General features: G+C 63.4%; 1 protein-coding gene. It reads right to left on the bottom strand.

Annotation, left to right across the window (positions count from 1 at the left end; translation table 11 throughout):
- Positions 1-208: 208 nt before the first annotated feature.
- Positions 209-1,873 (bottom strand): methyl-accepting chemotaxis protein, encoded by a 1,665-nt coding sequence (locus tag WCA53_RS27050; RefSeq protein WP_423917919.1) that lies wholly within the window; start codon positions 1,871-1,873, stop codon positions 209-211.
- Position 1,874 lies beyond the last annotated feature (1 nt).

The raw sequence follows: 1,874 nt of genomic DNA, 5'->3' as shown, positions 1-1,874 counted from the left end.
GAGCAACGACGACACTTAGGTATTCGCGGTTTGAACGCGTTTCTTTGCTTCGTTTCTTTGCGCGTTTGCAAAGAAATGAAGTCCCGCCCCGGATAGGGGCTAACAGTAATAAGCAAGAAAATACAATTTAAGCCGGCCGCTGCGGCGCGCAGGAGGACTCCGTCCTCGCCTCACACTCGCCGCTAGCAGAACCGCCCAAACCCCGCGCTCAGAACGTTTCCCAATCCCCACTATTCGCAGGAGCAGCAGACGCAACGACCGGTGCCGGGCGTACAAGCGGCGCTCTAACCACGGGCGCCACGCGCGCAGCAATCGCCGATGACACCTTTGGGCGTTTGACAGCGACGGACGCCACCACGGCCCTTTCAGGGCTCGCCACGGCCACTCCGCGCTCATCAAGCTGAAACACTGCAACAGCTTGACGCAACTTCGACGCCTGGTCTTCCAGCGATTGCGCCGCAGCCGCCGCTTCCTCGACCAGCGCCGCATTCTGCTGCGTGACTTCGTCCATTTGCGTCACTGCGCGCGCCACCTGCTCGATCCCGCTGCTCTGCTCTTCCGACGCCGCCGCGATCTCGCCCATGATGTCGGTCACACGTTGCACGGCACCGATGATCTCAGTCATCGTGCGGCCCGCTTCGTCGACGAGGGACGTGCCCGATTGCACGCGCTCCACCGAGGTATCGATAAGGCCCTTGATCTCCTTGGCCGCCGCAGACGAGCGTTGCGCCAACGAGCGCACTTCGCCGGCCACGACCGCGAAACCGCGCCCTTCTTCCCCGGCCCGCGCCGCTTCCACTGCCGCGTTGAGCGCCAGGATGTTGGTCTGGAACGCGATACCTTCGATGATCGTGATGATGTCCGCGATCTTCGCCGAACTCTGGTTGATCTCGCCCATCGTGCCGACGACCTGCGACACCACGCGGCTCCCCTTGTTGGCGATCTCCGACGCGTTTGCAGCAAGCGAACTCGCCTGGCGGGCATTGTCGGCGTTCTGCTTCACGGTGCCGGTCAACTCGTCCATGCTCGACGCCGTTTCCTGAAGCGCCGATGCCTGTTCTTCCGTGCGCGACGACAAATCGATATTGCCCGCCGCAATCTGCTTGGTCGCTGAAGCGATCGATTCACTGCCCGAACGAACGGTGCGGACCGTGGTCACGAGGCTCGCCTGCATCTTGGCAAGACCTTGCATCAGGAGGCCCATTTCGTCGCGTGAAGTCGCGTTGACCGGGTGGCGCAGGTCGCCGGCGGCGATGGACTCAAAATGGCGCAGCGCTTCGTCGAGCGGACGGCCGATCGCACGGCGCAACGCGAACCACGAATACCCGGCGGCGGCCAGGCCAAGCAGGATTGCGGCGATGCTGATGATGCGGAACGTAGCGTCGGCACTTTGCGCCGCCTCGTAGCCCATCTGGCCCTGGTCGAACTGGAGCTTGCTCAGGGCTTCGTCGGCAGTGGCAAGTTCGGTGAACGCGGCCTGCATCGCGTTCGACGTGGCGAGCATGTGCGGCTGGTCGTTCGCCTTGACGGCTTCGTAGCCCTCGTCGATCACCTTTTGAAGCGCCATTCGCTTGGCGTAGGACGTGTCGGCAAGTGCCTTTTCGCCGTCGGCCATCGGCAGGGCGACGTACTTTGCCCAGTAGTCATTGGAACGCTGCCGCATGATCGGGCCGCGCTCCAGGGTCGCCGCCGACTCCGGCGTACCGGCGGCGAGCGCCGCACGATCGAACACCAGACGCTCGCGCGCCGCGTACAGCTCCGCGCTTTCGATCGCAACCGCGCTCGGCATCTGATTCGTGAAGGTGTCGGTGTAGGCGAGATTCGTCTGGTGCATGCCGTACAACCCTAGCCCGCCGATCAGCACCAGTAACAAG

The sequence above is a fragment of the Caballeronia sp. genome (genome assembly GCF_049581465.1).
Taxonomy (GTDB): domain Bacteria; phylum Pseudomonadota; class Gammaproteobacteria; order Burkholderiales; family Burkholderiaceae; genus Caballeronia.
The sequence above is the reverse complement of the archived record's forward strand: the minus strand, read 5'-3'. Positions and strand labels throughout refer to the sequence as shown.